Origin of the sequence: Neobacillus sp. B4I6 (assembly GCF_050434045.1) — a bacterium.
Classification (GTDB): Bacteria; Bacillota; Bacilli; order Bacillales; family Cytobacillaceae; genus Neobacillus.
Genome location: NZ_JBNPWB010000002.1, coordinates 2,625,504 through 2,644,591, shown reverse-complemented (window position 1 = coordinate 2,644,591; position 19,088 = coordinate 2,625,504). Strand labels below are relative to the sequence as shown.

The following is a 19,088-nucleotide window of genomic DNA, read 5'->3' as shown; positions in this document are numbered from 1 at the left end:
GTGACCTTTTCATCATTCTTAATCCTTAAATAGTATAGGCTTAACCTTTTTGTAGTTCTAGGAAGTCTTCATAAAACTTTCTAAAAGTAGCCGTCTCTTTGGGAAGGGAGACCGTTATCTATCTTTGAGTTTGGAGTTTGGTTCGTGAAGTGTAAGGAACTTTACGGTAAAACCACTCCTATGTATCATCTACGAACACCTTGAAACGAAGTAGATGGTACAAACATTACTGACTTTGACATGATTGAAGTCACTTACTGCTTACCCTTGGGGGTAGGCAGAATTGTTATTTTAATCGACAAATTAAAAGGAGTGTGAGGTGATATGGAATACAACTCTAATATGAGTCGCAACCAGTTACTAGGCAAGCTGATGGAAGATAACAAAAATCTTCGTAAAGAGAACGCTAAACTTGAAGTAGAGTACAAACGGTTAACTGCTATTCTAGCAAGATTAGACCGTGGAAGAATATAAATCCAAACAGGTATGGAGGAAAGCAAGATGAGTAAACACGCTAGAACGATAGAAAGACCTTACATTACAAACAGGGTATTAGGCTTACAGACAACCGTAGTATTTTCAGATGGTACACGGGAAGTCAGTTACAATTTCTTAAAAGATGGTAAAAAACGTGGATTAGAACTACAAAATAAAACTACAAAGGCAGGTAAATAAATATGTTAACAAATTTAAATCCGAACTCCGCAGTGTTTAAGCGTCTAATGAAGGAAAGTCAGCGTTTCGTTGATGCTAAAACAATTGAACTGCAGAACAAACAAGCCCAAGAAAAAATGATTAAAGATACCATTGGACGAGTTCTTACTGGGAGACCTGAACACCGTGAGAAGTCATTTATTAAATATGTTGACGGTGTCCTAATGAATGTGAAAACAGATAACTTTGCTAACATCACGGATGTCAGTCCTATTAAAAAGTTTGACGATTTAAACACTGAACAACGTTCTGCACTAGCTGTGGACAATCCTAGGATGTACAAGATGCTAAAGCATGATGTCTATAGCCCAAATATTAAAGAGTCCCATGTTGACCTGATGATTGAATTAGACATCAAGTTTGAAGAGTGGGAACTGATGTCACAGGTGCCCCAGAAGCCAGACTTAACTGGATTGGCGTTAGGTTCACTGGAAGCATCAGAAGCTACTCGTCAGTACCTAGAAAAGTATGAAAGTGTTACAAGTGATTTAGCCAATATTAGGAACGAACGTGAGTTATATACTTCTGGTAGGATGTCAGAGGATTTACGTGGAGTACAAGAGGAGATTACCTACATCAAAAAAGAGATAAACGGTGACATCTAATGGCATTAACACAAGGACAGATGTCAACTCTTAAAGCGAATAATCCAACACTTAGGATGGGGTTATATCCTCATTCTACAACTGGATTGGCAAACAGCCGCATCATCATATTTGGTAAGAATAGCAGTGTTTCAAATATAACGGTGGTATCAGGTGGAATTGACCTTTCATCAATTCAATTTATGAAAGCCATACACAATGCCAACCCTAATCCTAAGCCCATTGAAGCACCATACTATCCGAAAACGGTAGCCGTGACAATAACCTAACAAGGGTGGCTTAACAGCTACTCTTATTTTTTTATTTAAGTTGCGATATCCCAACTAGACAAAAGGAGATGATTACCAATGGCACTGACAGACAAAAGAACCAAGAGTAACATAGACGGGTTAACAGACAAACAAAGGGCATTCGCTATTGCTTTCAGTGGACAAGGAAAAGGGGTTATAAAGGAATCTTCTTCCATAGTGGGTATCCATGTAAAGACAGGCGAAGGCTACATGAAGAACCAACTGGTAAAAGATTACATTAAGGAACTAGCCACAGTTAACGCTGATGTTATGACAGGGTTGGGGATGCAGGAAAAGTTAACAGAAATGATTACCAACGGTACAGATGAAGTATTAGACTTTAAAAGTGGAAAGATTGTCCAAGTAAAAATGCCTAACCGAGATAAGATAAAAGCTATTGAGTTATTGGCAAAGATGACAGGGAAGTTAATACCTGATAACTTGCATATCCATATTTCGTCGGAAGAACCAAAGGAAATCATAGACTTGAAACGTAGATGGGATTCCATTAACCGTAAAGAAGTTTATTCACCTTCAGAAAATGACCTGCAGGATATCTTTGGAAGCGGTGAAGACAATGAAGGACAATGATATGAGTACCATGGTACTGGAAGAAGACGGGTCTATTCTTATTGATGTTCATGGTGAAATTTGGGATGGTGAAGGTGATGTAACCAGTGGTGAATTTGTCGGTAAATATCGCCATGCAGAACTTCATGCAGTTAATGGAAATCATTACCGTATGATAAAAAAGGAAAATGCTGCTTTTGGATTAAATGCCAATCAATTCCAAACTATGAGATTACCAAATGAATCCAATTGGGTAAAGGCATTAGAAAAGTATCCTATTGGTAAAGTGATAACAATATCCAAGGTTAACTTTGAGATATGCAAGGTAGAGGTTACTTTACCTGTGGAAGCTTTTAACAATGGCAAGGACATTACAGAATGTACAGACTTCTATCTTGATGTTTATTTCAACCTAGAAGGTAGCAAAGTAAATCCGTCAGATATTATCATTCAAATAGGCTAGGTATCCTTAGAGGTATCTAGTCTTTTTTTTGTTTTACTTACATTTAAAAAGCCCCTTTCCTTAATTGGATTGGGGGTATTTTTGTATCTTGTTGTAGAAACGCACCCGTTAGTGAAGGAAGTAATATTTATTCTTTGCCTTTGGAATGTGACTCAATTGAATTAACTTTTTGAAGAACCACTTTTACAAATATTCCAATTAATATATAAAAAGGGACAGAGTATAAGTGATTCCATTTAATAATTTTGTATATCCCAAGCCATTGAAAGATATTTTCTCCTATATATGAAGCAAAAAACGCATAGGTTATAATTGCTAATATGTATTTTTTCCACGTAGGAAATCTCTGATAAATCATCGAGTAAATAAAGGGAACAATAGATAAATCAGCAGGGGTAAACTCATCTCTTTCTAATGGCGTTAAAGTATATGGGTATATCCAAAAACCTAGAGATGTACCAATTTGGTCCAAAATTAAAGCAATTCCTGCTGTAATCAGCCCAACCAGACTCATTTCTTTTAACCGAGTTTTATCGACAAATCTCCACCATAAAAACAATGGAAAAATAACAACAAAAATTTCAAACCACCACTGATATGTAAAAACCACATCTTGAGTCCAGTAATCGAACCACAACTTTCGGAGGTAGTTATAGGTCTTTTCTATTTTTTGAAACCTGTCCATTACTCTCCTCCTCTTTTAATTTAAAAACTGACCGATATACATATATCCCTCGCATCTATAACAATCTTTTTTAATATTCCTCTCAATAAACCCAATTATTACTATTTCTTCTTCCACTAACCTGCCACGTTACTTTAATAAGGGTAAACAAAAGCCCCTTTCCTTAAATGGATTGGGGCTATTTTTCATAAGCACCGTCAATAACTTGAACATAAAATTCTCCTTATAAAACCGATATCATAATAATTCAACTATTTGTCGGTTTTATAATTTCATTTTCTAGCTAAAAAGTTTTAAATAATAAAAGCAGCTATCCAATTTTAGATAACTGCAAAAAGTTTTTATGTTTTTCGGATGAATTTTGAAAAAGACTTGCCTGATTCGAGAAATTTTAAATTATTTCTATAACACCTTTTTGTTCAAACCGTTCCATTTTTTCATAACACTTAGGGCATAACGAAACCTCAATAAATAATGATTCTGATGGTTTCAATGATACATTAGGATAAAATTTATATGGATTTTTAACATCAATCTTAATTTTTTCTTTCAATTGAAAGATATCCTCATAGCAATTTGGACAAGCCTCTGCACTAGGGTTCTCCTTACAAACAAAACAGTACTCTACTACTTCAGTGTTACTTTTGAATTCATGGTAATAGTTAATAATGGAATCTGTATGACATTTCGGGCATGTTGTTGTATTGACTGGACCACAATTAAAACATAAGACTGTTTGTTTTTCATTATCATACCAAGCATAATCCGCTTCATGACAATTAGGGCAATCCATAAAATGCATACCATTTCTATACTTTTCAACAGAAAAAGCATTAAACAACTCTTCTACTAAATCTTTATCATCTAAAGAATTAATCGCATCCATAATATTGTCAAACGTATTACCACAATGTAAACATTCAATTCTGCTATTCTTATTGACTAGTTTTTTGATTGAACAAAATGGACAAGGAACTGCAATTCCGTTAAAAGATATTCCTCTAACCGAATTATAATAAGCATCTTGAATCAGTTCAATATTAACGATGTAATTCCAGTTTGTTACTTCAGATGACAAGGTTAAGCTTTTGAACTCCTTAACAATTCTGTCTAAAGAAAAGAGAGTATTAGCATATATTTTTTGTGGTATTTTCTCATTATCAAATATTATTTCCTTATGGATTATATTATTTCTTATTTCTCGGATAGAGTTTAGATTATCTTCATCTAAGTTTTGAATTCTTTTTTTTGAATCTATAGGCATATACACCCTATTAATCCTACTTACTAGATTCTCCGCTTTAACAGTAATATCAGTAGAACTATCAAGATTGTCTTTTATAAACAATGGATGTATATCTTCAAGCATGCTTTTTAATATTAATTCAGAACCTGTGGCTAAAAGAAGAATTGCGTATTTGTATTCTATTGGTTTATTTCTCTCGGAAGCCAATACAAAAGATTCCATACTTTTGTTAATGAAATCAATCCCATTTTCATATAGTCGTAGTTCTAGAAAAGATTTTTGTTCAGTAGAATTCAATTAGAGTACCCCCCATAAAAATTTGAAATTATATATTTATTATACATAATCTCTAGAATATGGAATCAAAAGATTGGGTTGAAACCAGTATGTTTAAAAAAAAATAAAAATTGACCCCAAGTTTATTTTGAAGAATATATATTACCGTAAAAAAAGGAATGGATATTTAATCCAAACCCTTAATTTTTTATTTACGAATCTTAGATAACGGTGAATTCATTCCGTTCTCTATTAACTTATCATTGGAGATTGATTCCAAATACCTTTGGGTGGTTGAAATATTGGAATGACCGACAAGTCTTGAGACTGTATACAAATCTGTGTTATTTACCATTTGTTGAATATAGCTTCTTCTAAAGTTGTGGATGGTATTGGGAACGTCAATTCCTAAATCCTTACATACCTTTTTAATCATTTGCAGGATACAGGAACGGGAACATTTTTCCCTTGTCTGACTGATGAACAGGAAAGGGGATTCTTGTTTGTTAACGTTTAGGTACCGTTCCCTAACTCTCATGTATCTGATTAGCTGTAATTGTAATTCCTGGGTGATTGGAACGACTCTCCACTTTGAACCTTTACCCAATATTTTAATGGAGTTAGTGCTAATATCTGATAACTTAATGGAACATAATTCACTGTTCCTAAGACCAGTCTCTACCAGTAAGGTAATAATGGTCTTGTTCCGTATGGGCATGAATCCTTTTCCTTTGATACTATCCAACAGTTTGTTTATATGAGACTCAGAATAAGCCATTATGAGTGGTTTTTCCTGCTTTAATAGTGAGATGCTATCCACTGGATTCTTTTCCATGTAGCCTTCTTCTATAGCGTACAGGAACATACTTTTTAGATGCTTTAACCGTAAATTAATAGATACAGCTTTGATTCCTCTTTTTTGTTCATGAATGATAAATTTCTTAAGGTGGGCTTTTCCGATTTCTTTAACGGGTAAATCTCCAACTAGACGGATAAATAAATTCACATTTATTACCATGTTTTTCTGATACGATTCCGATAGGTTTCTTACAGATACTTCTAATTCATATTCCTCTAACAGGTCTTTAATTTGCATAAACTTTTCCAACTCCTACCAAGTATTTGATAGGCTAGGTAATGTTATGTACAGGCTGTTTATACCACCCTAAAGGTATGATAAACCTAATGGTACCAAGGGTTCGTCTTAGGCAACCCAAAGGACATTATAGGTTGTGATGCAATACGTTCTTTTTTCCGGTGGAGATTGCTCCAACAGGAGGTTGAACAATAGCAGCATGGTACCTGAAAGAAAGAACCCTGAAGTCATCGAGACAAAGGTTAAATAGATTAGATTAGTGGACAAAACGGTCAAAAACGATGCAGTTGCCATTCCTGCAGCAACCCAAACGAGCATTAAGGTATTGGATTTTTGTTCCGCCCATCTTTTCCATAAGGGGAAGGTAAATATCTGCACTAATTGATTCGCTACTGAAAATATACTAATCCAAAGAATCGTTGCATGAGCAAATTTCACATTATAAATATTAAATAATCACCAAGCCATTTGCCATGAGAAATTAAAACATAAGGCAGTGATTAGAAACCACTTGTATCCGTTATCCTTAAAAATCGACCAATCCATTGACGCATTCTTTTGCTCATGCTCCTTGTTCGACTTCGGTTGTACCGTTTCCTTGTGCCTCATTAAGAAAAATACTTCTAATAACCCAAATAGAAAGGCCATGAGAAATAAAAGCTGGTAGGCGACCGCATGGTTGGTTTGGTTTTTCATAACGATCCCAATGATCAAAGTTGTGATCATGCCTACAATGGTTAACAGTCGATTTCTATCACTGAAAAACGCTCCTCTTCGGTCTTCGTTAATCATTCCACTAATAAGCGTCTGCCAGCCGATATTTGATATCGTTCCGGGTACATTCATTAAAGCCACGATGATCAAAAACACCCATGCTTGATAATCCGAACGAATAAAAAGGACTCCAGCTAAAAGAACAAATAAGATTCTTGCCCATAAAACGGACATGGCAACGGTCTTTTTTTGCTGTTCTAAACGAAGCAGCTGGAATTGTCATAATTAGTGCAACTAATGGCGGAAGCGAGCTGATCAAACCGACTTGATAGTTGCTTGCGCCGAGAATGGAAATAGCGAAAATAGGAAAAAATTACTGGCAAGGTTCACAGCTATGGTAGATACCATCCCATGATAGATACTAACTTTTTCGTTGTATGTGCGCATGTTCATCCACCATCTTCATAAAAATTCTATAGCTATTATACAACAAGAATACTTGGTTTTTTCAAAATTATTTTAAAATAACTAACCGATGAATCAATTATGAAAGTGTTTTGTGATACCCTTAGAAATATTTCGTTTTGATTGTAGTATTTATGCCTATTAAGGTAAAAAGACAAAAGTATTTCTACAATATTTTTACAAAAGAAATAAAAAATTCCTCAGATTTATTTGCATTATCCAGGACCATCTGTTATAGTTAGGGAGAATTATTTTTGTTAGTCGGTAAGGATCAAAAAGGGAATACTGCTTTTTGTCTAAAAGATCGAACTGAGCAAGGATAGTAATTTTATGTGTGCAAAGCACACAGCAGGAGGAAACACAAATGGAACAAGGTAAAGTAAAATGGTTTAATGCAGAAAAAGGTTTTGGATTCATCGAGCGCGAAGCTGGAGACGACGTATTCGTACACTTCTCTGCTATCCAAGGCGAAGGTTTCAAATCTTTAGACGAAGGTCAAGCAGTGACTTTTGAAGTTGAACAAGGTCAACGTGGACCACAAGCAACTAACGTTCGTAAAGCATAATCTAAACCACATAAATGTGAATGAAAAGGCTCTCTTGTAGAGCCTTTTTTTAATTTCAAACAATTTATAAGCAAATACATAAAAATACCGCGGGGAGAAGAGGAAAAACTCTTTCCCTTTTTTATTAGCAGAAGTTGAAATATAATGAAATCACATACATAGTGGAAGGAAGTGTTAGGATGATCATCCAGCGTCCTCAATTAGAGCAGTCCGAATTGACGAAGTATATTCCGCCCAAAGGTGAATATGAAACATTCCGTGATATGGACCATTACAAAGAGAAACTCAAGGAATGGGGTTTATCCTCAGCGAGAGAAGCAAAAAAAGAATTCTGGTACAAGGATCGAAACTATCAGCGCCAAGTAACTATTAAAGGGTATGAAACTTACGGGAGCGCATTGGATATTAATACGCTAGTGATTGAATTCCAAGACGGAAATCTCACCTGTATCCATCCAGCCTATTTAAAAGAAATGCAGCAATCAAGCTTTGGAAAAGAAAGCTTGTTAACTTTTGATGAAAAAGAAACGGTTGCACCTGAACTTGTGACTGTGGACGAAAGTGAGCCAATAATTGCAGAGGCAATCACAGAACCAGCCGAAAAACCTGCCAAAAAAGAAGCAGCTAAGCCACTAAAAGCAAAGGAACCGAAACCTAAAAAGGAGAAGGCTCCAAAACTTGAACTTCCAGTAGACAAGGTCCATTTTACTGCAAATGTAAAACAGTTCGCGCTCGCTTACAATCCTTTTAATGAGGAAAATGATGAAGTTGTTGTCTTAGAAAATGTTCAGATTGTCCACGAGGAAAATCCACTAGAAATCGGTCTAGCCTGGTGCAGCCATAGCAAGACACTCAAAAAGTTTGAATTGGCGATAGGGGATTCACTTGAATTCGATGGTAAAGTTGCTGCTAAGAAACTTGGAAAAGGAAAAGATGTAGACGAAGAATTCCTAGTAGATGTACCGGTCTTGTATAAAATTAATAACCCTTCAAAAATAGTTAAGAAATAGGACACTCTCACAGAGGTCCTATTTTTGTCAGACAAACATGTCAAAGGGAGAGGCACTTGTATGATCGCACTGATTATTGTTTTAGGCTTAGTTGGACTTACTTATTTATTCTTGAGTTATTATCCTCCATTTGGGAAAATGGCTTCGAAGGAGAGGCTTAGTAAATATGAGCAATCCGAAAACTTCTCTCATAAAAGGAAATTCGTCAACCGCGTTCCAACAATAATGGAAAATAGCTTTAAAGAAACGGTTTCAATATTAATTGATTTCATCAAAGGTAATCCCAATGGAAGACCTAAGAATGCCATCCCAATAGAAAAATTGAAACTTTCGGATCACCCAAATGATACACAACCAAAAATCACCTGGTTTGGGCACTCGGCTCTACTATTAGAATTGGATGAAAAAAGAATACTATTAGATCCGATGTTTGGCGGGGCACCTACACCATTTCCAATCTTCGGCATAAAGCGCTATAGCAAAGGCCTTCCATTTATCATAGAAGATCTTCCAACAATTGATATAGTCATCATCAGTCACGACCATTATGATCATTTAGATTATGGATCGATTAGAAAAATAAAGGAAAAGGTCAAACAATTTATTGTCCCTCTAGGTGTTGGAAGCCACTTAGAAAAATGGGGAGTAAATCCAGAAATCATAATAGAGCTAGATTGGTGGGATGAGCTTCATCATGAAGGACTTAAGATTGCTTCCACACCGGCAAGGCATTTTTCAGGCAGAAGCCTAACAGACCGCGATACGACATTATGGTGTTCATGGGTAATTAAGGGGGAGGATACTAATATTTTTTTTAGTGGGGACAGCGGGTATGGACCACATTTTAAAGAGATTGGTGCTAAATACGGTCCCTTTGATCTGACACTAATGGAATGCGGTCAATACGACAGACGTTGGGCGGCAATTCATATGACGCCAGAAGAAACCGTCCAAGCACATCTCGATGTGAAGGGGAAAATAATGATACCAATTCATTGGGGAGCCTTTACACTAGCCTTACATGACTGGACGGATCCAATTGAAAGAGTAACAAAAGCTGCCCAAAAAGAAAGACTACTTGCCATTTCAACACCCAGAATCGGTGAAACGGTTTATATTGATTCGGAAGATTACCCTCGTAAAGTTTGGTGGAAATAGAGTTACAAAAGCTAAAGATTGATGTCCGCTATTTAAGTGGAATCAATCTTTTTTTGTTCGATCATTTATTACACTTAATTGATAAGAATCCTTTTTATTTAATACATTTTTGCTTCCAACAACTTTTCTCTATATTTTTGGAGATAAGTAGAAATCCAAAGTAAAATGGCGCAAAACAAAGCAAATATAGAATGTGTCCGATTACATTGAGTTTCACAAATTTGTCACAATCCTTTATACTTTGTTCTGTTAATAACGGACCCGACTTTCATGAGAGTTGAAAGTCATTAATAAAAGCAGATGTACCTACACGTGCTAAGGCTGTATTATTTTCAAAAAAATATATATAAACTAAGGGAGAGGTGTAATTTTGGATCTAAATAAAATTAAATATTCATGGTTTGGAAATACAAAGGGCGATATATTATCAGGTATTGTGGTAGCACTTGCATTAGTTCCAGAGGCTATTTCTTTTTCCATTATTGCCGGTGTTGACCCAATGGTCGGATTGTATGCTTCTTTTTGTATTGCCATGACAATCGCGTTTGTTGGTGGAAGGCCGGGGATGATTTCTGCGGCTACGGGTGCCACAGCCTTACTGATGGTGACATTGGTTAAAGACCACGGATTGCAATATTTACTTGCTGCAACGATTCTAACGGGTGTTTTACAAATCATTATGGGAGCTTTAAAGTTAGGGCGATTGATGAAATTTGTTCCCAGGTCCGTAATGACCGGGTTTGTTAATGCACTAGCGATCCTTATTTTTGCCGCTCAATTACCGCATTTCGTCGGGGAGTCATGGCAAATGTATGCCATGGTCGCACTTGCGCTCGTGATCATTTATATCTTACCTCGTTTTACGAAGGCTGTCCCTTCAGCGTTGGTTGCGATTATTGTAGTAACAACGGTTGCTATTTTTACGGGCAGTGATGTTCGGACCGTCGGAGATATGGGAGAATTAACATCCAAATTACCTGTCTTTTTGATTCCGGACATTCCATTCACCTTTGACACACTACAGATTATTTTTCCCTATTCATTATCCATCGCGATTGTAGGGTTAGTTGAATCACTTCTTACGGCAACGATTGTCGATGATCTGACTGATACAGAGAGTGACAAGAACAGGGAAGCCGTTGGACAAGGTATTGCGAACATTGTTTCAGCATTCTTTGGAGGAATGGCTGGATGTGCAATGATTGGTCAGTCTGGTATTAATATCAAATCTGGAGGCAGGGGCAGATTATCCACTTTTGTCGCAGGGGCGTTTTTATTAATCTTGATTGTTTCGTTAAGAGGATTCCTCGTGCAAATTCCAATGGCCGCACTTGTTGGTGTGATGATTATGGTTTCGATTGGAACTTTTGATTGGTCTTGCCTAAAGTCATTCAAAAAGGTGCCAATTACCGATACTATTGTGATGGTTGTGACAGTTGTTACAGTAATACAGACTCATGACCTGTCTAAAGGGGTTTTAGCGGGAATCATCTTAAGTGCGGTATTCTTTGCTTCAAAAATTTCACAAGTGAAAGTATCAAGTCTTTCAGCTAAAGGCTCAAATAAAAAAATATATCATGTTTCAGGGCAACTTTTCTTTGCTTCAGTAACTGACTTTGTAAACAGTTTTGATTATAAAGAAAACATTAGTGAAATTGACCTAGACCTATCCAATGCCCACCTTTGGGATGATTCTGCGATTGGTGCGATTGATAAAGTAGTCATCAAGTACCATCAAAATGGAGTTAAAGTAAACTTAATAGGATTAAACTCTGAAAGCAATAAACTGATTGACAAACTTGCCGTTCACAACAAACCGGGTGGACTGGGAAAAGCAGTTGGCCACTAAATAAATGAACGCTGGATCAATTGAATCCAGCGTTTTTTGCATATTATTTTAGGGAAAAACTCCTCCAAAGACTGTTTTAAGGTGGAGATCAAAGAGATAAGTGAAACTCGCAAGGACACCCAAACTACACACGAAAACTGCTGCACAAATTCAGGAGAACAGAAATCATCTTGCTGCTAAGGAAAACTCTTCTATAGTTCTCCAATTTAATTGAGGAATAATAATCCAATATAGAGTATAATGAAGTTTCGGATTTTTATTTCTCAAGGAGAACCTGTATATGAATCAAACCTATACGTTAAAGGAAAAGACAAAGCAAATTTTTATTTTGTTGATTCCTATCTTAATCACACAGCTTGGCATGTTTTCAATGGTGTTTTTTAATACGATTATGTCAGGGAAGTACCATTCTACCGATTTAGCCGGAGTAGCGATAGGTTCCTCGATTTGGAGTCCGATTTTTACGGGGATCAGCGGAATTCTTCTTGCGGTTTCACCCATTGCCGCTCAACGCTTTGGTGAAAAGAAGAGCAATGAAGTAGCATCAGTGGTGAAGCATGGAATGTATCTTTCCATTTTAATTGCATTAGTGGTCATCATCCTGGGGTTCTTTTTGTTAAACCCGATCCTAGATTTAATGAAACTTGATTCCGGTGTGCATAACACTGCCTTTCATTATCTAGTCGGACTCAGCTATGGAATTCTTCCGCTATTTATTTTTAATGTACTTCGATCATTTATTTATGCACTTGGCAAAACAAGGGTCATTATGGTAATCATGCTTTTGTCGTTACCGTTCAATTTCTTCTTAAACTATGTGCTCATTTTTGGAAACTTAGGTTTCCCAGAGCTTGGTGGTGCAGGGGCAGGGTATGCAACATCGATTACGTATTGGGGGATTATGGGGATGACAGTGTTTATTGTTAAAACCCAAGAACCTTTCTCTACGTACTCCGTTTTCGCTGATTTAAAAGAATTTTCTTGGGATAAATGTAAAGAGATATTAAAGATCGGCGTGCCGATGGGACTCTCTACATTCTTTGAAACTAGTATGTTTGCGGTGGTTACCATCCTACTAAGTAAATTTAATGTCACTACCATTGCTGCCTATCAATCTGCTTTAAATATCGTCTCTTTTCTATATATGATTCCGATTAGTATTTCGACGGCACAAACGGTCCTAGTCGGGTATGAAGTTGGGGCCCGTCGTTATAAAGATGCGAAACAGTATAGCTGGTTAGGAGTTTATCTTGCCATCTTGATTGCCATTGTGACTGGAGTATTAGTAGTGATTTTTCGCTATCAAGTTGCCGGTTTTTACTCCAATGAAACAGCAGTCATAAATTTAACCGCCAATTTTTTAATCTTTGCGCTGTTTTTCCAAATTTGTGATGCCATCCAGGCAACTGCCCAAGCAGCCTTAAGAGGATATAAGGACGTCAACCTTGCCTTTATCATGACACTCATAGCCTATTGGCTCATCTGTCTTCCATCAGGATATCTACTCGCACATTATACGAGTTTAGGAGCAAGAGGCTACTGGATCGGACTAACCATCGGCCTGCTCGCAGCCGGAATAGCCCTATCCATCAGACTCATCTACATCCAAAAGCAGAAATTCGTCAGTAGAGCGGTCTAATGGTCTCATTTATTGGAGTCATTATTTGGTGTCAGGCACCACGAAAAGACAGTATTTGGATTTTGTCCGTATGGAATGGACACTTTGATATTGTTGGAAACAAAAAGGGTTACGTAGATTAGCTACGTGCTCTTTTTTGTTCATTTTCACATTTTAGGGTCACGTAGAGCACGTCTACGTGCCCGTAATTGTATAACTACACCGATTAGGGTCACGTAGAGCACGACTACGTGCCTGTAATTGTATAACTACACCGATTAGGGTCACGTAGAGCACGTCTACGTGCCTGTAATGGTATAATTGCACCGATTAGAGTCACGTAGAAAATTTAATAATTAATTGGCTTACTGAATCTTCCAATGGTAAAATATAGATGATGGTATGTTTCAAATCTGCAGGTGAGGTGACCCTTTATGGGAAGGGAAGTACACTTTAAAGAGGAAGAATTCGTACTGAAATTAACTGGGCTTTTAAGCATTTTTGCATTAAAGTGGCAGTTGAAAATTCCTTACAAATCGATAAAAAGTGTTTATATTGATGACTTTGATCCTCCAATGTGGATGCTCCGCATGCCTGGAACCGCCATTGCACCACTCAACATTTACGAAGGCAGCTTTAAGTTTGGTAATGAATGGTACTTCCTTTCATGTGAACATAAGGTACCACTTATCCATTTTGAATTAGAAAATTTCGGAAAGTATAAATATGTCATTTTTGAAATTGAAAACCCACGAGCTGTAATGATTGAATTAAGAAAGAAATTAAGACATTTGGAAGAGTGAATAATGCGCATGAAAAAGGAAAAAATGTAATGATGATTGCGTCATTACATTTTTTTTCTTTTTACTTTACGTTTTTTAACTAATATTCTAACAATAATAATACCGCTAATTAGAGCAAATAAATTTAATGGATCCCCAAGGTTAATATTCAAAGTGAAATTATTAGTTACCCTGACATCATTTTTATTGTTATTCGAACCTGGTTGATTATTAAATTCCTTCAATTCTTTCAAAAAAAATCACCCCTTTAATAAATATAGTATAATTATATTCACAAAAAATTCCAACTATAAAAGGCTAGGTGTGAATACACTAATAATCTAAAAAATAAATGACGCCATTCTATTAAGAATGGCGTCTGAAAAGATTAATATAATTTTTTTAAGTTAAATAGTTTAGAGAATAAAGTTTGATTTTTATCAGTTACCTTTAATTCTTCCATGATTAATTTTTCTTGATTGGTTGTAATCCAATTCTGTAATTCTTGTTTATCTTTACAAAGCGTATAATATGTTTCCCCACCTTTACCAAGTGCGTTGACAACATATCTACAAGTGTTCGCCATAATGTCCACCTTTAAAAATAAATTATTGTTTTCTATATGGATTATATCAGGCTTATAAAAATAGTCCATCATTATTTTTCAGCAAAAATCAGCAGATAAGGTCGTTAACATCGAATGTAATATCTAATTTCGATTATTGAGTGGAAATTGTGTATAATACATTCATAATAGTGATTGGTGTAAATGGAGTGAAAGATATGATTACAATAGCGGATATAGCAAAACTGTCGGGTGTTGCAAAGAGTACGGTTTCTCGTTACTTAAACGGGGGATCTGTGGGTGAAAAAACGAGTAAAAAAATTGAAAGTGTCATTAAAGAAACGGGATATACACCTAATAAATTTGCCCAAAGCCTAAAAGCCAAGAAAACAAATATTATTGGCACGATTGTCCCAAGATTAGATTCATTCGCCACATCACAGACACTGATTGGGATGGATGACCAGCTAAGGGAACAAGGATATCAATTAGTAATATCCAACTCTAGTCAGGATCTAGATCGAGAAATTGAAAACATATATAGTTTGGCCAAACAAAAGGTAGCAGGAATAATTCTTCTTGCAACCGAAATCACTGAAAGGCATATTGAAGCCTTTGACAATATTCAGGTTCCCATCATATTAGTGGGGCAAGAGCATACTGATTTTCATAGCGTTATCCACGATGATTATCAAGCTGCATACGAGTTAGGCCAATATATTCTGGAAAAAGGACATAGAAGAATTGCCTACTTAGGTGTTTCAGAAAGGGATATAGCAGTAGGTGTCAAACGAAAAGCTGGGTTCATGAAGGCAGTTTCAGAACAACCTGGGTGTGAAGTTCAGTATTTTGAAACAAGCTTTAAAATTGAAGATGCAATCAAAAATGTCCCCAATATTATTAAAAGCTTCCATCCTACTATTATTGCTTGTGCAACCGATAATATCGCTTTAGGTGCTTTAAAAGCAGCAAATATGGAGGGGCTAACGGTGCCTGACCAGCTTTCCATCACTGGATTTGGCGGCTATGATATCACGAAAATCACATTTCCAGGCATCACAACAGCTAAGTTTTTCTATAAAGAGGCAGGACATGTAGCCGCAATGAATATAGTTAAATTGGTTAATGAGGAACAAATAGAAAAAACAACACTTTCAAAATTTAAAATAATGGAGCAAGAAAGCGTTGACAAAGTAATCTATTAATCTTATAATCTAATTGAAACCGGTTCCACTCTAATATATTTATTTTTGGAACCGGTTCCTAAGAAAGCATCTTGGAACTCGTTCTTTTAATTGATTTTTTTTGAATAGTTTCGGAACCGGTTCCACGAAATAACTGATAGGATAGGGTGATTTTTGATGAATTATAAAAAGATTGCTGAAGAGATACTTGATGCAATTGGTGGTAAGGAAAATGTATCGGCAGCAGCACACTGTGCAACAAGATTAAGAATGGTTTTAAACGAAGATGAAAACATTGATAAAGCTAAATTAGAAGAAATGGATGTAGTTAAAGGTACTTTTTCTACTGGTGGTCAATTCCAAATTATCTTGGGGTCAGGAACAGTAAATGAAGTATACAAGGAACTCGCTAAATTAACAGGATTATCTGAAATGTCTACTAAGGAAGTTTCCAAAGCAGGATCAAAGAAGTTAAATCCTATTCAACAATTTGTCAAAATGCTATCGGATATCTTTGTTCCGATTATTCCAGCCATCGTTGCTGGCGGATTATTAATGGGAATCAATAATCTCTTAACTGCTAAGGATTTCTTTATTGCAGGAAAATCATTAATCGAAGCTTATCCAAATATCGCAGATTTGGCGGGACTTATAAATACATTTGCTAATGCAGCCTTTGTATTTTTGCCAATATTAATTGGCTTCTCCGCAACACAGCGTTTTGGTGGTAATCCATATCTTGGTGCTGCACTTGGAATGCTCATGGTCCATCCCGACTTATTAAATGGTTACGGGTATGCTGATGCGGTAGCTAAAGGCGAAGTTCCAATTTGGAAGATTTTTAACTTTGAAATCGAAAAGGTAGGTTATCAGGGCTCTGTGCTTCCTGTCCTTGTTTCATCATTTGTTTTAGCAAAAATTGAAACATTTTTACGAAGAAGAGTCCCTTCTTTCCTTGATAACTTAGTTACACCATTATTATCTATTTTCATCACAGGAATTCTTACGTTCACATTAATCGGACCGATCACTCGTGGAGCGGGTAATCTGTTGACAGACGGTTTAGTTTGGTTATATGACACAACTGGCTTTATCGGCGGGATATTATTTGGTCTTGTTTATGCTCCAATCGTCATCACTGGTATGCATCACAGCTTTATCGCCATTGAAACGCAGCTTTTAGCTGATATTGCAAAAACTGGCGGGTCATTCATTTTTCCAATCGCTGCCATGTCTAACGTGGGTCAAGGTGCGGCAACGCTGGCAGTCCTTGCACTGACTAAGGATGCGAAAGTAAAAGGAGTAGCTTCTGCTGCAGGTATTTCAGCACTTCTTGGTATTACTGAACCAGCCATGTTCGGGGTTAACCTTAAGTTAAAATATCCTTTTATAGGTGCAATCGTTGGTTCTGCCGTAGGTTCCGGCTTTGTTACTTTGTTTAAAGTGAAAGCAATTGCCATGGGGGCTGCTGGTTTACCTGGAATCATTTCTATTAAACCAGGAACAATTACTTTCTATATTATCGGCATGGCACTTTCTTTTGCTGCGGCTTTCCTTGTTACTATTATTCTCGGGAAACGCGATGCGAAAAAACAAGTAGCAGCCAACTAGAGATCTATAAAATCGGAAAGGGAATCATTAATGATTCTCTTCCATTTATTTAAGGAGTAGAAACATTATGGAGTGGACTAAAGAGAAAAGATACCGCCGAATGGAAGATGAAAGCCCTGAAGCAATGCAGGAATTAATGAAAACGGTAAATGCTTGCCCTTGGAGGCAATCGTTTCATATACAGCCTAATACAGGTTTACTAAATGATCCAAATGGCTTTGCTTTTTATAATGGTTACTATCATTTATTTTATCAATGGTTTCCTTTAGGACCTGTCCATGGGTTGAAATATTGGTACCATGTGAAATCAAAGGATCTAGTGCATTGGGAAGACGAGGGAATAGGCATTGCACCGGGGGATTTTTTAGATAGCCATGGAGCATATTCAGGCAGTGCAATTGAACAGGATGGAAATTTATATTTGATGTATACAGGGAATACACGCGATGAAAATTGGCAAAGGCATCCATATCAATGTTTGGCTGTTATGAATGAACAAGGAGATATTGAAAAAGAGAACCTGCCAGTAATCTCAACTGTACCAAGTGGTTATACTGACCATTTTCGTGATCCGAAGGTGTGGAAGTCTGAGGATGGCCAATATTATACGGTTATTGGTGCACAACGTGATAATTTAACCGGTGCAGCTGTCCTTTATCGTTCGTCCAATTTAAAACAATGGAACTTTGAAGGAGAATTAGAAACGGAGCTAAAGGATTTTGGGTACATGTGGGAATGCCCAGATTATTTTGAACTCGCCAATCAAGGCATTTTTGTATTTTCTCCTCAAGGGCTCGAACCCCATGGCGATGATTTCCACAACATTTATCAATCAGGGTATATTCTGGGAAAGAAGCTAAACCTGCCGAATAGAAATTTTGTCCACGGTGATTTTCGTGAGCTTGACCGCGGTTTTGATTTTTATGCCCCCCAAACGACACTTGGACCGGATGGGAGAAGAATTCTTATTGGCTGGATGGGGTTACCGGAAATAGAATATCCAACGGATCCTAACGGCTGGGCTCATTGTTTAACAATTCCTCGCGAACTAAAGGTGAAAAATGATAAATTAATCCAACAGCCAATAGAAGAAATGAAACTGCTTCGTAAAGTTGAACAAAAAATTACGGCCTTTATTGAGAATGATGTGAAAAGCTTCCCAAGTATGAATGGTACAACATTTGAAATGTATTGTGAAATGTCCGATATTTGTGCAGAAGAATGTGGAATCGAGTTTCGGGCGAATAATACGAAAAAAACCGTAATTAAATATCATCTTGCCGAACAAAAGGTGATTTTGGATCGCAGTTATTCTGGTGAAGAGGTTGGGACTGCTTATGGGACAACAAGAGCATGTTACCTTAATAGCAATAAGATTTCGATTCATATGTTCGTAGATACCTCTTCTGTTGAGATATTTATCAATGATGGGGAAGAAGTCTTTACAGCACGGATTTTCCCAGAGTCAGATTGCGACCAAATTAGATTCTTTGCGTCAAAAGGCAATGCTATGTTCAATATAAAGAAATGGGATTATTGAAGAAGTAGGTGTGAATCTTAAATATAAAAGGGGCATTTTTAAAGTTTTTCTTTTGATTTCTAAAATGGTCAAGTTTATATTA

22 protein-coding genes are annotated in these 19,088 nt (G+C 36.6%); 15 read left to right on the top strand and 7 right to left on the bottom strand.

The window, feature by feature from the left end:
• Nucleotides 1-324: 324 nt before the first annotated feature.
• The 6 genes from QF028_RS15140 (at nucleotide 325) to QF028_RS15115 (ending at nucleotide 2,642) form a co-directional block, all read left to right on the top strand.
• Entirely contained in the window at nucleotides 325-474 is a 150-nt protein-coding gene (locus tag QF028_RS15140; RefSeq protein WP_429466593.1) for a hypothetical protein, read from the top strand.
• A gap of 27 nt (nucleotides 475-501) precedes the next feature.
• Entirely contained in the window at nucleotides 502-675 is a 174-nt protein-coding gene (locus QF028_RS15135) for a hypothetical protein (protein ID WP_429466591.1), read from the top strand.
• A gap of 2 nt (nucleotides 676-677) precedes the next feature.
• Complete coding sequence (locus tag QF028_RS15130; protein WP_429466589.1) at nucleotides 678-1,319, top strand: hypothetical protein; 642 nt, start codon at nucleotides 678-680, stop codon at nucleotides 1,317-1,319.
• Nucleotides 1,319-1,588, top strand: a complete 270-nt coding sequence (locus QF028_RS15125; RefSeq protein ID WP_429466587.1) for a hypothetical protein — start codon at nucleotides 1,319-1,321, stop codon at nucleotides 1,586-1,588. Before QF028_RS15130 ends, QF028_RS15125 begins: the two co-directional genes overlap by 1 nt.
• A gap of 78 nt (nucleotides 1,589-1,666) precedes the next feature.
• Complete coding sequence (locus QF028_RS15120; protein ID WP_429466585.1) at nucleotides 1,667-2,200, top strand: hypothetical protein; 534 nt, start codon at nucleotides 1,667-1,669, stop codon at nucleotides 2,198-2,200.
• Between the two features lies 1 nt (nucleotide 2,201).
• A complete protein-coding gene (locus QF028_RS15115) occupies nucleotides 2,202-2,642 on the top strand; it encodes a hypothetical protein (protein WP_429466583.1) in 441 nt (146 codons plus the stop codon).
• A 127-nt stretch (nucleotides 2,643-2,769) separates the two neighbouring features.
• Here the strand turns inward: QF028_RS15115 and QF028_RS15110 are convergent, their stop codons facing one another.
• From QF028_RS15110 to QF028_RS15090, 5 genes are all read right to left on the bottom strand, one after another.
• Nucleotides 2,770-3,327, bottom strand: coding sequence for a CBO0543 family protein (locus QF028_RS15110; protein ID WP_429466581.1), 558 nt, complete (start codon nucleotides 3,325-3,327; stop codon nucleotides 2,770-2,772).
• Nucleotides 3,328-3,718: 391 nt separating this feature from the next.
• Nucleotides 3,719-4,870 (bottom strand): hypothetical protein, encoded by a 1,152-nt coding sequence (locus QF028_RS15105; protein WP_429466579.1) that lies wholly within the window; start codon nucleotides 4,868-4,870, stop codon nucleotides 3,719-3,721.
• A 187-nt stretch (nucleotides 4,871-5,057) separates the two neighbouring features.
• Nucleotides 5,058-5,945 carry a tyrosine-type recombinase/integrase gene (locus tag QF028_RS15100; RefSeq protein ID WP_429466577.1) on the bottom strand — a complete coding sequence of 296 codons (888 nt, stop codon included), beginning with the start codon at nucleotides 5,943-5,945 and terminating at the stop codon, nucleotides 5,058-5,060.
• Between the two features lie 108 nt (nucleotides 5,946-6,053).
• Nucleotides 6,054-6,239, bottom strand: coding sequence for a hypothetical protein (locus QF028_RS15095; RefSeq protein ID WP_429466575.1), 186 nt, complete (start codon nucleotides 6,237-6,239; stop codon nucleotides 6,054-6,056).
• 162 nt (nucleotides 6,240-6,401) lie between these two features.
• On the bottom strand, nucleotides 6,402-6,929 hold the full coding sequence (locus QF028_RS15090) for an MFS transporter (protein WP_429472361.1): 528 nt from the start codon (nucleotides 6,927-6,929) through the stop codon (nucleotides 6,402-6,404).
• Nucleotides 6,930-7,488: 559 nt separating this feature from the next.
• Here QF028_RS15090 and QF028_RS15085 point away from each other — a divergent pair.
• From QF028_RS15085 to QF028_RS15060, 6 genes are all read left to right on the top strand, one after another.
• Entirely contained in the window at nucleotides 7,489-7,689 is a 201-nt protein-coding gene (locus QF028_RS15085) for a cold-shock protein (RefSeq protein WP_066253749.1), read from the top strand.
• Between the two features lie 179 nt (nucleotides 7,690-7,868).
• Entirely contained in the window at nucleotides 7,869-8,699 is an 831-nt protein-coding gene (locus tag QF028_RS15080; RefSeq protein WP_429466573.1) for a hypothetical protein, read from the top strand.
• Between the two features lie 138 nt (nucleotides 8,700-8,837).
• Nucleotides 8,838-9,857 (top strand): MBL fold metallo-hydrolase, encoded by a 1,020-nt coding sequence (locus QF028_RS15075; protein ID WP_429472359.1) that lies wholly within the window; start codon nucleotides 8,838-8,840, stop codon nucleotides 9,855-9,857.
• 370 nt (nucleotides 9,858-10,227) lie between these two features.
• Nucleotides 10,228-11,706, top strand: coding sequence for a SulP family inorganic anion transporter (locus tag QF028_RS15070; protein ID WP_429466571.1), 1,479 nt, complete (start codon nucleotides 10,228-10,230; stop codon nucleotides 11,704-11,706).
• 280 nt (nucleotides 11,707-11,986) lie between these two features.
• Nucleotides 11,987-13,345, top strand: coding sequence for an MATE family efflux transporter (locus tag QF028_RS15065; protein ID WP_429466569.1), 1,359 nt, complete (start codon nucleotides 11,987-11,989; stop codon nucleotides 13,343-13,345).
• Between the two features lie 413 nt (nucleotides 13,346-13,758).
• Complete coding sequence (locus tag QF028_RS15060; RefSeq protein WP_429466567.1) at nucleotides 13,759-14,127, top strand: hypothetical protein; 369 nt, start codon at nucleotides 13,759-13,761, stop codon at nucleotides 14,125-14,127.
• A 44-nt stretch (nucleotides 14,128-14,171) separates the two neighbouring features.
• On the opposite strand, the gene QF028_RS15055 is transcribed toward QF028_RS15060, so the two are convergent.
• Together QF028_RS15055 and QF028_RS15050 are read right to left on the bottom strand one after the other, a co-directional pair.
• A complete protein-coding gene (locus QF028_RS15055; protein ID WP_429466565.1) occupies nucleotides 14,172-14,360 on the bottom strand; it encodes a hypothetical protein in 189 nt (62 codons plus the stop codon).
• Nucleotides 14,361-14,494: 134 nt separating this feature from the next.
• The gene (locus tag QF028_RS15050; RefSeq protein ID WP_066253763.1) at nucleotides 14,495-14,692 is read right to left on the bottom strand and encodes a hypothetical protein; all 198 of its coding nucleotides are present in this window, start codon (nucleotides 14,690-14,692) and stop codon (nucleotides 14,495-14,497) included.
• Nucleotides 14,693-14,889: 197 nt separating this feature from the next.
• Here QF028_RS15050 and QF028_RS15045 point away from each other — a divergent pair, with 197 nt between their 5' ends.
• From QF028_RS15045 to QF028_RS15035, 3 genes are all read left to right on the top strand, one after another.
• A complete protein-coding gene (locus QF028_RS15045; RefSeq protein ID WP_429466563.1) occupies nucleotides 14,890-15,876 on the top strand; it encodes a LacI family DNA-binding transcriptional regulator in 987 nt (328 codons plus the stop codon).
• 156 nt (nucleotides 15,877-16,032) lie between these two features.
• On the top strand, nucleotides 16,033-17,466 hold the full coding sequence (locus tag QF028_RS15040; protein ID WP_429466561.1) for a sucrose-specific PTS transporter subunit IIBC: 1,434 nt from the start codon (nucleotides 16,033-16,035) through the stop codon (nucleotides 17,464-17,466).
• Nucleotides 17,467-17,533: 67 nt separating this feature from the next.
• Complete coding sequence (locus tag QF028_RS15035) at nucleotides 17,534-19,006, top strand: sucrose-6-phosphate hydrolase (protein ID WP_429466559.1); 1,473 nt, start codon at nucleotides 17,534-17,536, stop codon at nucleotides 19,004-19,006.
• The last annotated feature ends 82 nt before the right edge of the window (nucleotides 19,007-19,088 follow it).

Bases quoted from the DNA above. Each gene is read 5' to 3' on its own strand.
- QF028_RS15060 (WP_429466567.1), top strand. From the start codon at position 13,759: ATGGGAAGGGAAGTACACTTTAAAGAGGAAGAATTCGTACTGAAATTA.
- QF028_RS15050 (WP_066253763.1), bottom strand. From the start codon at position 14,692: ATGGCGAACACTTGTAGATATGTTGTCAACGCACTTGGTAAAGGTGGG.
- QF028_RS15085 (WP_066253749.1), top strand. From the start codon at position 7,489: ATGGAACAAGGTAAAGTAAAATGGTTTAATGCAGAAAAAGGTTTTGGA.
- QF028_RS15040 (WP_429466561.1), top strand. From the start codon at position 16,033: ATGAATTATAAAAAGATTGCTGAAGAGATACTTGATGCAATTGGTGGT.
- QF028_RS15100 (WP_429466577.1), bottom strand. From the start codon at position 5,945: ATGCAAATTAAAGACCTGTTAGAGGAATATGAATTAGAAGTATCTGTA.
- QF028_RS15075 (WP_429472359.1), top strand. From the start codon at position 8,838: ATGGCTTCGAAGGAGAGGCTTAGTAAATATGAGCAATCCGAAAACTTC.
- QF028_RS15135 (WP_429466591.1), top strand. From the start codon at position 502: ATGAGTAAACACGCTAGAACGATAGAAAGACCTTACATTACAAACAGG.
- QF028_RS15035 (WP_429466559.1), top strand. From the start codon at position 17,534: ATGGAGTGGACTAAAGAGAAAAGATACCGCCGAATGGAAGATGAAAGC.
- QF028_RS15045 (WP_429466563.1), top strand. From the start codon at position 14,890: ATGATTACAATAGCGGATATAGCAAAACTGTCGGGTGTTGCAAAGAGT.
- QF028_RS15125 (WP_429466587.1), top strand. From the start codon at position 1,319: ATGGCATTAACACAAGGACAGATGTCAACTCTTAAAGCGAATAATCCA.
- QF028_RS15120 (WP_429466585.1), top strand. From the start codon at position 1,667: ATGGCACTGACAGACAAAAGAACCAAGAGTAACATAGACGGGTTAACA.
- QF028_RS15140 (WP_429466593.1), top strand. From the start codon at position 325: ATGGAATACAACTCTAATATGAGTCGCAACCAGTTACTAGGCAAGCTG.
- QF028_RS15130 (WP_429466589.1), top strand. From the start codon at position 678: ATGTTAACAAATTTAAATCCGAACTCCGCAGTGTTTAAGCGTCTAATG.
- QF028_RS15080 (WP_429466573.1), top strand. From the start codon at position 7,869: ATGATCATCCAGCGTCCTCAATTAGAGCAGTCCGAATTGACGAAGTAT.
- QF028_RS15095 (WP_429466575.1), bottom strand. From the start codon at position 6,239: ATGGCAACTGCATCGTTTTTGACCGTTTTGTCCACTAATCTAATCTAT.
- QF028_RS15065 (WP_429466569.1), top strand. From the start codon at position 11,987: ATGAATCAAACCTATACGTTAAAGGAAAAGACAAAGCAAATTTTTATT.
- QF028_RS15110 (WP_429466581.1), bottom strand. From the start codon at position 3,327: ATGGACAGGTTTCAAAAAATAGAAAAGACCTATAACTACCTCCGAAAG.
- QF028_RS15115 (WP_429466583.1), top strand. From the start codon at position 2,202: ATGAGTACCATGGTACTGGAAGAAGACGGGTCTATTCTTATTGATGTT.